A 14320-nucleotide genomic window follows, 5' to 3' on the forward strand; every position below is an offset into this window, starting at 1 on the left:
CAGGCGTGTCCGGGGCGACCTAGTATGGACATTTGCGCTCCCCGTGCGTCCTGTCGTCATATTGCGGTCGACAACGTCTCGAGACACCCACCCCCGAATATGACGGCGGGGTGGATGGTGTCCGCCGGGTAGGGCCGTTCACTCACTCACCACATACTGTCCGACAGTGATGACCCGACGGGGTCCACGGAGGTTACTTCCTTGGCTGCTGCGAACAACGCATCCACCAACTCACCCAAGAACGGTCGCAACGCATCGCGGCTCTCGTTCGCCAAGATCACCGACACGCTGACGGTCCCCGACCTGCTGGCACTCCAGACCGAGAGCTTCGACTGGCTCGTCGGCAACGACATCTGGAAGGACCGCCTCGCCGAGGCGACCGAGCAGGGTCGCACCGACCTGGCCCTCCACTCGGGCCTGGAAGAGATCTTCGAAGAGATCTCGCCGATCGAAGACCTCGGCGAGACCATGCAGCTCTCGTTCACGGCCCCCGAGCTCGAAGAGCCCAAGTACACGATCGACGAGTGCAAAGAGCGTGGCAAGACCTACGCCGCACCGCTCTACGTGAACGCCGAGTTCATGAACCACCTCACCGGTGAGATCAAGACCCAGACGGTCTTCATGGGCGACTTCCCGCTCATGACCGAGCGTGGCACGTTCATCATCAACGGCACCGAGCGTGTCGTCGTCTCGCAGCTCGTCCGCAGCCCGGGCGTCTACTTCGAGCGCGCCTCCGACAAGACCAGCGACAAGGACATCTACTCGGCTCGCGTCATCCCGAGCCGTGGTGCCTGGCTCGAGTTCGAGATCGACAAGCGCGACCAGGTCGGCGTGCGCATCGACCGCAAGCGCAAGCAGAGCGTGACCGTCTTCCTCAAGGCCCTCGGCCTGACGAGCGAAGAGATCATGGAGGAGTTCAAGGGCTTCGCCTCGATCGAGGCCACCCTCGAGAAGGACGCCATCCTCACCAAGGAAGAGGCGCTCAAGGACATCTACCGCAAGCTCCGTCCGGGCGAGCAGGTCGCTGCCGAGGCCGCGCGTGCGCTCCTCGACAACTTCTACTTCAACCACAAGCGCTACGACCTGGCCAAGGTGGGTCGCTACAAGATCAACCGCAAGCTCGGCATCGACGCGCCCCTGGGCGACTCGGTCCTGACCGTCGACGACATCGTCGCGACGATCAAGTACCTCGTGTCGCTGCACGCCGAAGAGAAGTCGATGAACGGCACGCGCGACGGCGAGCCCGTCCAGCTGCGCCTCGACGTCGACGACATCGACCACTTCGGCAACCGTCGCATCCGCGCGGTCGGCGAGCTGATCCAGAACCAGGTCCGCACCGGTCTGTCGCGCATGGAGCGCGTCGTCCGTGAGCGCATGACCACGCAGGACATCGAGGCGATCACGCCGCAGACCCTGATCAACGTGCGCCCCGTCGTCGCCGCGATCAAGGAGTTCTTCGGCACCTCGCAGCTCTCGCAGTTCATGGACCAGAACAACCCGCTCTCGGGACTGACGCACAAGCGTCGTCTGAGCGCGCTCGGCCCCGGCGGTCTGTCGCGTGAGCGCGCCGGCGTCGAGGTCCGCGACGTCCACCCCTCGCACTACGGCCGCATGTGCCCGATCGAGACCCCTGAAGGCCCGAACATCGGCCTGATCGGCTCGCTCGCGTCCTTCGCGCGCATCAACTCGTTCGGCTTCATCGAGACGCCCTACCGTCGCGTGGAGAAGGGCAACGTCACCACGACGATCGACTACCTCACCGCCTCCGAAGAGGACGACTACGTCGTCGCCCAGGCGAACGCGCCCCTCGACGACAAGTTCGACTTCGTCGACGACAAGGTGCTCGTCCGCAAGAAGGGCGGCGAGGTCGAGCTCGTCGACAAGGCCGAGGTCGACTACATGGACGTCTCGCCGCGCCAGATGGTGTCGGTGGCCACGTCGCTGATCCCGTTCCTCGAGCACGACGACGCGAACCGCGCCCTCATGGGTGCGAACATGCAGCGTCAGGCCGTCCCGCTCGTCCGCAGCGAGAGCCCCCTCGTCGGCACCGGCATGGAGGGCTACACCGCGATCGACGCCGGTGACGTCGTCACCGCCGACGCCGCGGGCGTGGTCTCCGAGGTGTCGGCCGACGTCGTCACCGTCCAGCTCGACGACGGCGGCACGCAGGACTACTACCTGCGCAAGTTCGACCGCTCGAACCAGGGCGCCAGCTACAACCACCGCGTGATCGTCGACGCCGGCCAGCGCGTCGAGGTCGGCGAGGTCATCGCCGACGGTCCCGCGACCGAGAACGGCGAGCTCGCGCTCGGCAAGAACCTGCTCGTCGCGTTCATGCCCTGGGAGGGCTACAACTACGAGGACGCGATGATCCTGTCGCAGAACCTCATCAAGGACGACACGCTCTCGTCGATCCACATCGAAGAGTACGAAGTCGACGCCCGCGACACGAAGCTCGGCAAGGAGGAGATCACCCGTGATCTCCCCAACGTCAGCCCCGACCTGCTGGCCGACCTCGACGAGCGCGGCATCATCCGCATCGGTGCCGAGGTGCGCCCCGGCGACATCCTCGTCGGCAAGGTCACGCCCAAGGGCGAGACCGAGCTCAGCGCCGAAGAGCGCCTGCTGCGCGCGATCTTCAACGAGAAGAGCCGTGAGGTCCGCGACACGTCCCTGAAGGTGCCCCACGGCGAGCAGGGAACGGTCATCGGCGTCAAGGTCTTCGACTCGCAAGACGGCGACGACGAACTCGGCTCGGGCGTCAACCAGCGCGTCGTCGTCTTCATCGCCCAGAAGCGCAAGATCACGGCGGGCGACAAGCTCGCCGGTCGTCACGGCAACAAGGGCGTCATCTCGACGATCCTGCCCGTCGAGGACATGCCGTTCCTCGCGGACGGCACGCCGGTCGACATCATCCTCAACCCGCTCGGCGTCCCCGGTCGGATGAACTTCGGCCAGGTGCTCGAGATCCACCTCGGGTGGATCGCGGCGCAGGGCTGGAACGTCGAGGGCGTCCAGGAGTGGGCGAAGAACCTGCCCGAAGAGGCGCTCAGCGCCGCTCCCGGCACGAAGGTCGCCACCCCGGTGTTCGACGGTGCCGCCGAGCGCGAGATCGAGGGTCTGCTCGACTCGACCCTGCCGACCCGCGACGGTGAGCGTCTGATCGGTTCGTCCGGCAAGGCGCGCCTGTTCGACGGTCGCTCGGGTGAGCCGTTCCCGAACCCGATCTCGGTCGGTTACATGTACATCCTGAAGCTGCACCACCTCGTCGACGACAAGATCCACGCGCGTTCGACGGGCCCGTACTCGATGATCACGCAGCAGCCGCTGGGTGGTAAGGCACAGTTCGGTGGCCAGCGCTTCGGTGAGATGGAGGTCTGGGCCCTCGAGGCCTACGGCGCCGCGTACGCGCTGCAAGAGCTCCTGACCATCAAGTCGGACGACATCCTCGGCCGCGTGAAGGTGTACGAAGCCATCGTCAAGGGCGAGAACATCCAGGAGCCCGGCATCCCCGAGAGCTTCAAGGTCCTCATCAAAGAGATGCAGTCGCTCTGCCTGAACGTCGAGGTCCTCTCGGCCGACGGCCAGACGGTCAGCCTGCGCGACACGGACGACGAGGTCTTCCGTGCCGCCGAAGAGCTCGGCATCAACATCTCCTCCCGCTTCGAATCGTCGAACGTCGACGAGATCTAAGCCCCCTTCCCACAACGACACGTCGATACATCTGACAAGGGATTAAATTTTGATCGAAGCAACAACTTTCGATGAGCTGCGGATCGGCCTCGCCACTGCCGAGAACATCCGCGCCTGGTCGCACGGTGAGGTCAAGAAGCCGGAGACCATCAACTACCGCACGCTGAAGCCCGAGAAGGACGGCCTCTTCGGAGAGCAGATCTTCGGGCCGTCGCGTGACTGGGAGTGCGCGTGCGGCAAGTACAAGCGCGTCCGCTTCAAGGGCATCGTCTGCGAGCGCTGCGGCGTCGAGGTCACGAAGTCGTCCGTGCGTCGTGAGCGCATGGGCCACATCGAGCTCGCCGCTCCCGTCACGCACATCTGGTACTTCAAGGGCGTCCCCTCGCGCTTGGGCTACCTGCTCGACATGGCACCGAAGGACCTCGAGAAGGTCATCTACTTCGCGGCCTACATGGTCATCTCGATCGACGAAGAGGGCCGTCACGCCGACATGCCCGGGCTCGAGAACGAGCTCCGCCTCGAGATCAAGCAGCTCGAGTCGCAGCGCGACACGCGCATCGCCGACCGCCTCCAGAAGCTCGAGGACGACCTGGCCGTCCTCGAGGAAGAAGGCGCGAAGAGCGACCAGAAGCGTCGTGCGAAGGACGGCGCCGAGAAAGAGATGTCGCAGACGCGCAAGTCGTTCGACGAGGACATCAACCGCCTCGAGCGCGTCTGGGAGGACTTCCGCAACCTCAAGGTCGGCGACCTCAAGCCCGAGGACGCCGTCTTCCACGAGCTGCAGGACCGCTTCGGCATCTACTTCGAGGCCCACATGGGCGCCGAGGCGATCAAGAAGCGCCTCGAGGGCTTCGACCTCACCACCGAGGCCGAGAACCTCCACCTGCAGATCTCCGAGGGCAAGGGTCAGAAGAAGATCCGCGCCATCAAGCGCCTGCGCGTCGTGAGCTCGTTCCTGGCCACCGGCAACTCGCCGGCCGCCATGGTCCTCGACGTCGTCCCGGTCATCCCGCCCGAGCTGCGCCCGATGGTGCAATTGGACGGTGGCCGCTTCGCGACCAGCGACCTGAACGACCTCTACCGTCGCGTGATCAACCGCAACAACCGCCTCCGTCGCCTGCTCGACCTCGGTGCTCCCGAGATCATCGTGAACAACGAGAAGCGCATGCTGCAAGAGGCCGTCGACGCCCTGTTCGACAACGGTCGTCGCGGTCGTCCCGTCACGGGTACCGGCAACCGCGCCCTGAAGTCCCTGAGCGACATGCTCAAGGGAAAGCAGGGTCGCTTCCGCCAGAACCTGCTCGGCAAGCGCGTCGACTACTCGGGTCGTTCGGTCATCATCGTCGGCCCGACGCTGAAGCTGCACCAGTGCGGTCTGCCCAAGCAGATGGCCCTCGAGCTGTTCAAGCCGTTCGTCATCAAGCGCCTGATCGACCTGAGCCACGCTCAGAACATCAAGTCGGCCAAGCGCATGGTCGAGCGTTCGCGCCCGCAGGTCTGGGACGTCCTCGAAGAGATCATCCGCGAGCGCCCCGTGCTGCTGAACCGTGCGCCCACGCTGCACCGTCTCGGCATCCAGGCGTTCGAGCCCCAGCTGGTCGAGGGCAAGGCCATCCAGCTGCACCCGCTCGTCTGCGCGGCGTTCAACGCCGACTTCGACGGTGACCAGATGGCCGTGCACCTGCCGCTGTCCGTCGAGGCCCAGGCCGAGGCGCGCATCCTGATGCTCGCGTCGAACAACATCCTGAAGCCGTCCGACGGCCGTCCGGTGACCCTGCCCGCACAGGACATGATCATCGGTCTGCACTACCTCACGACGGTCACCGAGGGTGCCGAGGGTGAAGGCCGAGCCTTCTCGTCGGTCGCCGAGGCGATCCTCGCGAAGGACCAGGGCACGCTCGACCTCAACGCGATGGTCAAGATCCGCATGAACGGCGTGCACTTCGCCGAGGGCGAGGCTCCCGAGGGCTACGAGGTCGGGCAGGACATCCTGCTCGAGACGACCCTCGGTCGCGCGCTCTTCAACGAGAACCTGCCGGCGGACTACCCGTTCGTCCAGCAGGTGACCGACAAGGGCATGCTCTCGACGATCGTCAACGACCTCGCCGAGCGCTACCCGAAGGTCGCCGTCGCGGCGGCACTCGACAACATCAAGGACGCGGGCTTCTACTGGGCCTCGCGTTCGGGTGTCACCGTCGCGCTGTCCGACGTGCTCACGCCTCCGCGCAAGCCCGAGATCGTCGCGGGTTACGAGAAGCAGGCCGCCGCCGTGCAGTCCGAGTTCGACAAGGGCTTGATCTCGGACGCCGAGCGTCGCGCCGACCTGATCAAGATCTGGACGGAGGCCACGAACGAGGTCGCCGCCGAGATGCGCGCGAACTTCCCGATCGACAACACCATCAACCGCATGGTGACGTCGGGTGCTCGTGGTAACTGGCTGCAGGTGCGCAACATCGCCGGCATGCGAGGCCTGGTGAACAACCCGAAGGGTGACATCATCCCCCGCCCGATCATCTCCTCGTACCGTGAGGGTCTGTCGGTGGCCGAGTACTTCATCGCGACGCACGGTGCCCGCAAGGGTCTGGCCGACACGGCCCTCCGTACGGCCGACTCGGGGTACCTGACCCGTCGTCTCGTCGACGTGTCGCAGGACGTCATCATCCGTGAGGACGACTGCGGCACCTCGCGTGGCCTCGAGATGCCGATCGCCGCACCCGACGCCAACGGCGTCATGGTGCGCGACGCGACCGTCGAGAACACCGTGTTCGCACGGTCGCTCGCGGCTGCCGCGGTGGACGCGAAGGGCACGGTGCTGGCCGAGGCCGGCGCCGACGTCGGAGACGTCCTGATCGACGAGCTCGTGGCGGCCGGTGTCGAGACCATCAAGGTCCGCTCCGTCCTCACCTGCGAGGCCGCCGTCGGTGTCTGCGCCCAGTGCTACGGCCGCTCGCTGGCCACCGGCAACCTGGTCGACATCGGTGAGGCCGTCGGCATCATCGCGGCCCAGTCGATCGGTGAGCCCGGCACGCAGCTGACCATGCGTACCTTCCACACCGGTGGTTCGGCCTCGGCCGACGACATCACGCAGGGTCTGCCCCGCGTGACCGAGCTGTTCGAGGCGCGTACCCCCAAGGGTGCGTCCCCGATCGCCGACTCGGCCGGTCGCATCACGATCGAGGACACCGACAAGGCTCGCCGCGTCATCCTGCAGCCCGACAACGGCGACGAAGAAGTGATCTACCCCGTGCTCAAGCGTTCGACCCTCCTCGTCGAGGACGGTCAGCACGTCGAGCTCGGTGAGCAGATCATCGCCGGTGCGGTGGACCCGAAAGAGGTCCTGCGCGTCAAGGGCGTCCGTGCGGTGCAGCAGCACCTCGTGGGTGGCGTCCAGGACGTCTACCGCTCGCAGGGCGTGCCGATCCACGACAAGCACATCGAGGTCATCGTCCGTCAGATGCTCCGCAAGGTCACCGTCGTCGACCACGCCGACACCGACCTGCTGCCCGGTGAGCTCGTCGACCGGTCGAAGTACAACGAGATCAACCGTGCGGCACTGACCGAGGGCAAGCGGACCGCGTCCGCTCGTCAAGAGGTCATGGGCATCACGAAGGCCTCGCTGGCGACCGAGTCGTGGCTGTCCGCCGCGTCCTTCCAGGAGACGACCCGCGTCCTGACGCAGGCCGCCATGGAAGGCAAGAGCGACCCGCTGGTCGGTCTGAAGGAGAACGTCATCATCGGAAAGCTCATCCCCGCGGGCACCGGCCTGTCGCGTTACCGCGACGTGTCGGTCGAGGCGACGGAAGAAGCGAAGGCGGAGCGGTACCCCAACCGCGTCTTCACCGACGACGCGTCGTTCAACGAAGCCGACCTGAGCTTCGTGGACTTCGACTCCTTCTCGTCGGACGACTTCACCCCCGGCACCTACAACTGAGAATCCCGTCAGGAGGCGCGGTGAGGGTCTGACCCCCACCGCGCCTCCTGAGGGCCTCACCTCGAAGGGCCCCGGCTCGCACTCCGTGCGGACCGGGGCCCTTCGTCGTCCCCTCCCGGTCCGAGCGGCGACGCGAGCGGGTGTTCCCCCGTCGGGCTGAGGCGACGGCGGGAGCCGACCCGGCAGGATGGAGGGATGCCTGACGACCAGCCCGACGAGACCGCCACCCTGACGACCGGCGTCGCCGCCACTGCCGCCGCCGTCGGAGCACCGGCCACACCGCCCCCGGTCGTCGTCGCCCGAGGCGAGGCCGCCGAGGGGGTCGGCATCGGCACGGCCGACCGCCCCGTCCGCGAGCGGGTGACGGCACCCGACGTCGTGGCGTCACCGGAGCCCGTCGCCGGTGTCACCTGGCGACCGCTCACCCTCGACGACCTCGTGCCCCTGCACGCGCTCTGTGCCCGCATGGGGTCGGTCGACCACCCCGACCGCGGCCATGCGCTCGAGGTCGTGCGTGACGACCTCACGTCGCCCGGCATCGACCTCGTGCGGGACAGCATCGTCGGGGTGGACGCCGACGGCCGCTTCGTCGCCTGGGGCCTCAGCCACCTCGGCCCGACGCGGGTCAGCCTCGTGCGGGTGGGGGTCCCCGGCGGTGTCGACCCCGGCCGACGCGGCGAGGGTCTCGGTCGCCGCCTCCTGGACTGGCAACGGGTCCGGGGCGAGCAGCACCTGGCCACCTGTGACGAGGTGCTGCCGGCCGGTCTCGTGACCGACGTCGAGGAGGACGCCCTCGCCACGCGGGCGGCGTTCCGTCGGGCGGGGTTCGACGAGTCGCGGTGGTGGACCGAGCTGCGGCGCGACCTGACGGAACCGGTCGAGCGCGTCGCGCTCGACCCGGCCGTCCGCCTGGTCACGATGACCGACGAGTGGGTCGAGGCGACGCGCCAGGCCCGCAACGACGCCTTCCGTGACCACTGGGGCAGCCAGCCGACGAGCGAGGAGCGATGGGGGCGGATGGTCGGTGCCGGCACGTTCCGGCAGGACCTCTCGCTGCTGGCCGTCGCCCGTCCCCTCGACGACCCCGAGGCCGCCGAGCAGGTCGTCGCGTTCGTGCTGAGCGACGTCGACCCCGAGGACTGGGCGGCCCTGGGGCGGCGGTGCGCCTACGTCGAGTACGTCGGCGTCCGGCGCTCCTGGCGGGGACGACACCTCGCGCAGTCCCTGCTCGCGTCGACGCTGGAGGCGCACGTCGCCGAGGGGCTCGAGGTCACCGTGCTCGACGTCGACTCCGTGAGCCCGACGGGCGCCCTGGGGCTCTACGACCGGGCCGGGTTCGTCGCCGCGAGGCGCTCCGCCACGGTGGTCCGCGCCTACTGAGTCCGACCGGGGGGCGACCGGCGCACCCCTTCGAGGGGCACCCGCTCTGGGACGTGCCGCCGACGGCGTCGCCACCGTAGCGTGAGGCAAGCTCGGACCCGACCCCGAGCGTCGAACGGCCTCGTCGTCCTACCCCCGAGGCCCTGTACTTCCGAGGAGGTACGCGTGGCTTCCATGACCGAGATCCTGATCTTGCACGGGCTGTTGCCGATCGAGCAGCTCGACGTGATCCCGCGCGGCCCTGCCGAGGAAGAGGCGTCCATCCGCGACCTCCTCTCGCGGGGCGTCGTCACCGAGATGCAGGTGGCGAGGGCCCGGGCCACCGCCGCCGACCTCGACTTCGTCGAGCTGATCGACTACCCGGTCGACCGCTCGGCCGTGACGATGGTGCCCGCGGCCGTGTGCCGACGGCACAAGGTCCTGCCGATCGGCGTGCGCGACGGTGCGTTGATCCTCGCCATGGAGGACCCGGGCGACGTCTTCGCCATCGACGACGTCCGCGCCGGCCTGCGCATGGGCGTCGACCCCGTCGTCGCCGAGAAGAACGACCTGCGCGCCGCCATCGACCGGTACCTGCGTGCCGACGACGAGCTGAACGACCTGACGTCGACCCTCGAAGAGGAGAGGGCACACGAGACGGCGGCCGACATCACGGACGGCCCCGACGACGACGTGCCGATCGTCCGGTTCGTCAACCTGCTCGTCAGCCAGGCGATCACCGACCACGCCTCCGACATCCACATCGAGCCGTCCGAGACCGACGTGCGCATCCGGTACCGCATCGACGGCGTGCTGCACGAGATGCAGCCGGCGCCCAAGGCGATCCAGAACGGCGTGATCTCGCGCCTCAAGATCATGAGCGAGATCGACATCGCCGAGCGCCGCAAGCCGCAGGACGGCCGCATGTCGGTCCGCCACGGCGGCCGGCAGATCGACCTGCGGGTGGCGACGCTGCCGACCGTCTGGGGCGAGAAGGTCGTGATGCGCATCCTCGACAACTCGAACACCTCGATGAGCCTGCGCGACCTCAACCTGCTCGAGCGCAACTTCGACGTCTACGCCGAGTCGTACTCGAAGCCCTACGGCATGATCCTCGTCACCGGCCCCACGGGTTCCGGCAAGTCGACGACGCTGTACACGACGCTGAACGCCGTCGCCCGTCCCGAGATCAACGTCATCACGGTCGAGGACCCGGTCGAGTACCGGATGAAGGGCATCAACCAGGTGCAGGTCAACCCCAAGGCGGGCCTGACCTTCGCGAGTGCGCTCCGCAGCATCCTGCGGTCCGACCCCGACGTCGTCCTGCTCGGCGAGATCCGCGACCACGAGACGGCGCAGATCGCGATCGAGGCGTCGCTGACCGGCCACCTCGTGTTGAGCACGTTGCACACGAACGACGCCCCGAGCGCGATCACCCGACTCACCGAGATGGGCATCGAGCCCTTCCTCGTCGGGTCGGCCATCGACTGCGTCGTCGCCCAGCGCCTCGCGCGCCGGCTCTGCGACCGGTGCAAGACGCCCACGGCCTACTCCCCGTTGCAGCTGGCGCACCTGAAGTTCCGGGTCGAGCCCGACGAGAACCCCACGGTGTACCAGCCGGTGGGCTGCCAGCAGTGCTCGAACACGGGCTACCGCGGCCGCATCGCGCTGCACGAGGTGATGAGCGTCTCCGAGGACATCGAGCGGCTCGCGGTGAGCCGTGCGTCCAGCGCCGAGATCGGCCGGGTCGCCCGCGAGCAGGGCATGTTGAGCCTGCGTCAGGACGGATGGGAGAAGGCCAAGCTCGGCCTCACCAGCGTCGAAGAGATCCTGCGGGTCGTCGCGTGACGCCCGCCTCCGGCCGAGCCCGGACCGACCACGAGGAGCCCCTCTCATGAGCGCTTCGATCTACGACATCCCCGACGACGCAGCCGCCGAGGACGCCGCCCTCGCGGGGTGGACGCCGGGCCGTCCGGGCAACGAGGTCCGGTCCGCCACCGCGACCGCGACCGGCTCCGCGACCGCGTCGTCGACGGCTCCGGCCGACGCGTCGCCGTTCCCGTCCGCTCCCGCGTCGCCCGGCGGTGCCGCGACGGGCCCCGTCTACAGCCTCGACGGAGGCCAGGACCCGGTCATGGGCTGGACGCCCACGCGTGCCCCCTCGAGTCGTCGCGCCGCGCGGCTGGCCGAGGCGCTGGTCGACAAGGCCGCGCTCGCCGACCAGGAGGCCCTGCTCGTCCCCGACACCGGCCCCTCGCCCGTCCTGCCCCGATCGGCCGTGGCCCCGTCGTCGGTCTCCGCGCCCTCCTCCGTGGCCCCGTCGCCCGCGGCAGCAGCCCCAGCACCGCTCAGCCCGCCCCCCGCCGGCCACGTGCTCCCGTCGACGCCGCGACCCGGCTGGGTCGACCCGCGCTTCGAGGAGCCGATCCGCGCCTCCCGGGCTCAGGCGTCCCCCCTGCAGGAGGCGCGGGCCGGTTCCGCGACGGACCTCGCCGCCCCCGCCCCCGCCGTCGCGGACACGGCCGCGGTCGGCACCACGGCCAGCACGACGGCCGCGTCCGCGTCGCTCGCGTCGTCCTCGCCGTTCGCCGCCGAGGGCGTCGTCCTGCCGAGCCCTGCCGGCGCCTCGGCCGGCCCGACCGCGACGGCCCCCTGGGACGCTCCGGCTCCGCAGCACGTCGCCGCCGACGCGCCGACCGCCGTCCTCGCGACGGCCGAGGACGCGGCCGACTTCCACGGCATCGAGCTGCACCGCCACCCGCGCGACCACGCGCACGCCGGGCTCGTCTCGGCGCTGATCCAGGTCGTGCTGCAGAACGCCTCCGACCTGCACGTCACCACCGACGCCATGCCCACGATCCGCGTCGACGGCGACCTCCGACCCGCCCTCTCCGGCGGTACGGTCTGGGACGCGGCCATCGTCCGCACGGCGCTGGAGAGCCTGCTCACGCCCGAGCAGCAGCAGCGCTTCGACGAGGAGCTCGAGCTCGACTTCGCCTACTCGCTCTCGGACGAGTCGCGTTTCCGCGTGAACTTCTACCAGCAGCGCGGCTCGTTGGGGGCGGCTTTCCGGTTGATCCCCACCGAGATCAAGCAGCTCGGCGACCTGGGCGTGCCCGAGTCGGTGTCGACCTTCGCCAAGCTCCCGCGCGGTCTCGTGCTCGTCACGGGCCCCACGGGTTCGGGCAAGTCGACGACCCTCGCGGCGCTGATCGACCTCGTCAACCGCACGCGGGCCGACCACATCGTGACGGTCGAGGACCCGATCGAGTTCATGCACCAGCACAAGAAGTCGCTCGTGAACCAGCGAGAGGTCGGGCACGACACCCACAGCTTCGCGGCGGCGCTCAAACACGTGCTGCGGCAGGACCCCGACGTCATCCTCATCGGCGAGCTCCGCGACCTCGAGACCATCTCGGTCGCGCTGACCGCCGCCGAGACCGGCCACCTCGTCTTCGCGACGCTGCACACGCAGAGCGCGGCGCAGACCATCGACCGCGTCATCGACGTGTTCCCGCCGTACCAGCAGGACCAGGTGCGCACCCAGCTCGCCTCGACGCTGCAGGGCGTCGTCTGCCAGACGCTGCTGCCCAAGGCCAGCGGCCGCGGCCGGGTCGTGGCGACCGAGATCATGATGATGACCCCGGCGATCGGCAACCTCGTGCGCGAGGGCAAGACGTACCAGATCGCCTCGTCGATGCAGGCGGGCCGGGACCTCGGCATGCACACGATGGACCAGAAGCTCGCCGACCTGGTGAACACCGGCGTCGTGACGCACAAGGCCGCGATGGAGAAGGTGCACGACCGTGAAGGGTTCGACCGCCTCGTGACGCGAGTGATCAACAAGTCCGAGAGCCAGGGGCTCGACAGCGGCATCGACTTCGGCGACTCGTTCTCGGGCGGGGCCGCCTGATGGCCGGGGCAGTCGCCTACGCCTACAAGGGGCGTGACGGGGCCGGCAAGGTCGTCAAGGGCAAGGTCGACGCGTCGAGCGAGGGCGCGGTCATCACCCGCCTCCGCACGATGGGCGTGCAGCCGATCTCGATCAGCGAGGCGGGTGCCGGCACCGGCCTGCAGCGCGAGGTGTCGATCCCCGGGCTCGGCGACCGTGCGGTCAAGATGAAGGACATCGCGGTCATGTCGCGCCAGATGGCGACCATGATCGGTTCGGGGCTGTCGCTGCTGCGCACCCTGACGATCCTCGCCGACCAGGTCGACAACAAGCGGCTGGCCAAGATCATGGCCGAGGTGCGCGACGACGTCGAGACCGGCGTCTCGTTCTCGGACGCGGTCGGCAAGCACGACAAGGACTTCCCGCCGCTGATGATCAACATGATCAAGGCGGGCGAGACCGGCGGGTTCCTCGACAAGGCGCTCGAGTCGACGGCCGAGAACTTCGAGAAGGAGGTGGCGCTGCGGTCGACGATCAAGTCCGCCATGACCTACCCCGTCGTCGTGCTCGTGATGTCGCTCGTCGCGGTCGTCATCATGCTGCTGTTCATCGTCCCGATCTTCCAGGACATGTTCACCAACCTCGGCGGTCAGCTGCCGTTGCCGACGATGATGCTCGTCTACGCCTCGCGGGCGATGCCGTACGTCGTGCCGGCCGGCATCGTCGTGGGGATCGCGTTCTCGATCTGGTGGCGGACGAACAAGAACTCGGTCAAGGTGCGGGCGTTCCTCGACCCGCTGAAGCTGAAGCTGCCCGTCTTCGGTGCACTGTTCCGGAAGATCGCGATCGCGCGGTTCAGCCGCAACTTCTCGAACATGATCGGCGCCGGCGTGCCCATCCTCACCGCCCTGCGCATCGTGGGCGAGGTGTCGGGCAACTACGTGCTCGAGGAGGCGCTGGTCAAGGTCGCCGAGTCGGTGCGGCAGGGCGAGTCCATCGCCGGCCCGCTGACCGAGTCGGGCGTCTTCCCGTCGATGGTCACGCAGATGATCTCGGTCGGCGAGGACTCGGGTTCGCTGCAGACGATGCTCGAGAAGGTCGCGGACTTCTACGACCAAGAGGTCAAGTCGACGACCGAGTCGCTGACGGCCCTGATCGAGCCCCTCCTGATCGCCTTCCTCGGCGTCGTCGTCGGCGGCATGATCGTGGCGCTGTACCTGCCCATCTTCCAGATCACCTCGCTGATCAAGTAACGCACCAGGCACCCCCGCAGGAGGCGCGGGCCGGCTCACGAGGCCGGCTCGCGCCTCCTTCTCGTCCCGGACGTCCGGCGACCGTGCGGTCTACCCCGCAAACGGGTGTTGACCAGCGATTTCCGGCCCTTCGGGGGATACCCGAACTGGGGCCGTGTCGCAGGCCAAAACCCCCCTTCCAAGGGATTCTGG

The 14320-nt window shown here is 68.4% G+C and carries 6 protein-coding genes; all 6 read left to right on the forward strand.

Translation table 11 applies throughout. The features are described 5' to 3' along the window. Positions 1-201 precede the first annotated feature (201 nt). The 6 genes from rpoB (at position 202) to OVA02_RS03555 (ending at position 14128) form a co-directional block, all read left to right on the forward strand. Positions 202-3693 (forward strand): DNA-directed RNA polymerase subunit beta, encoded by a 3492-nt coding sequence (gene rpoB / locus OVA02_RS03530; protein WP_056043614.1) that lies wholly within the window; start codon positions 202-204, stop codon positions 3691-3693. A gap of 49 nt (positions 3694-3742) precedes the next feature. Beyond that, entirely contained in the window at positions 3743-7624 is a 3882-nt protein-coding gene (locus tag OVA02_RS03535; RefSeq protein WP_056043611.1) for a DNA-directed RNA polymerase subunit beta', read from the forward strand. A 195-nt stretch (positions 7625-7819) separates the two neighbouring features. Beyond that, a complete protein-coding gene (locus OVA02_RS03540) occupies positions 7820-9004 on the forward strand; it encodes a GNAT family N-acetyltransferase (RefSeq protein WP_056043608.1) in 1185 nt (394 codons plus the stop codon). Positions 9005-9169: 165 nt separating this feature from the next. Next, positions 9170-10831 (forward strand): GspE/PulE family protein, encoded by a 1662-nt coding sequence (locus tag OVA02_RS03545; RefSeq protein WP_056043605.1) that lies wholly within the window; start codon positions 9170-9172, stop codon positions 10829-10831. A gap of 46 nt (positions 10832-10877) precedes the next feature. Beyond that, positions 10878-12896 (forward strand): type IV pilus twitching motility protein PilT, encoded by a 2019-nt coding sequence (locus tag OVA02_RS18075; protein ID WP_324289769.1) that lies wholly within the window; start codon positions 10878-10880, stop codon positions 12894-12896. Next, entirely contained in the window at positions 12896-14128 is a 1233-nt protein-coding gene (locus OVA02_RS03555) for a type II secretion system F family protein (RefSeq protein ID WP_056043602.1), read from the forward strand. Before OVA02_RS18075 ends, OVA02_RS03555 begins: the two co-directional genes overlap by 1 nt. Positions 14129-14320 lie beyond the last annotated feature (192 nt).

Origin of the sequence: Frigoribacterium sp. SL97, from assembly GCF_026625765.1 — a bacterium.
Lineage (GTDB): Bacteria > Actinomycetota > Actinomycetes > Actinomycetales > Microbacteriaceae > Frigoribacterium.

Coding starts and splice junctions, on each gene's coding strand:
- OVA02_RS03540 (WP_056043608.1), top strand. CDS start 7,820: ATGCCTGACGACCAGCCCGACGAGACCGCCACCCTGACGACCGGCGTC.
- OVA02_RS18075 (WP_324289769.1), top strand. CDS start 10,878: ATGAGCGCTTCGATCTACGACATCCCCGACGACGCAGCCGCCGAGGAC.
- OVA02_RS03555 (WP_056043602.1), top strand. CDS start 12,896: ATGGCCGGGGCAGTCGCCTACGCCTACAAGGGGCGTGACGGGGCCGGC.